The sequence below is a fragment of the Bradyrhizobium sp. TM239 genome (assembly GCF_036247985.1).
Lineage (GTDB): Bacteria > Pseudomonadota > Alphaproteobacteria > Rhizobiales > Xanthobacteraceae > Bradyrhizobium > Bradyrhizobium ottawaense.
Genome location: NZ_BTIR01000049.1, coordinates 1 through 401 on the forward strand (window position 1 = coordinate 1; position 401 = coordinate 401).

1 protein-coding gene is annotated in these 401 nt (G+C 64.1%); it reads right to left on the reverse strand.

Annotation, left to right across the window (positions count from 1 at the left end; genetic code table 11):
- Positions 1–286 (reverse strand): SDR family NAD(P)-dependent oxidoreductase (locus AABA84_RS34850; RefSeq protein WP_338314357.1); only part of this gene is annotated, 286 nt, incomplete at its 3' end.
- Positions 287–401: the final 115 nt, after the last annotated feature.

Here is a 401-nt window from a genome sequence, read left to right on the forward strand (position 1 = left end):
TGTTGACGAGGATGTCGAGCTTCGGCTCCAGCTTGATGATTTCGCCGGCGAGCCTGTCGCAGCCTTCGACGGTCGAGATGTCGATCGGGAGCGCGATGCACTCGCCGTCATATTGCGCAGTGAGCTCCTTGGCGGTGGCCTCGCACGGCCCCGCCTTGCGCGCGGTGATGTAGACCTTCGCAGCGCCGGCGCTGAGAAATCCCGCCGCGATCATCTTGCCGATGCCGCGCGAGCCGCCGGTCACCAGCGCGACGCGGCCTTTGAGCGAGAACAGATCGTTGAACATATGGTGCCTCCCTGGGTTGGCGATCTTTTGAGCGGGGAGGGGTGGGGAGTCAAGGAAGGCCGCGCGTGGAATGCATGAGCCGTTCAACCAGCTCAGTGTCGTCCCTGCGAACGCA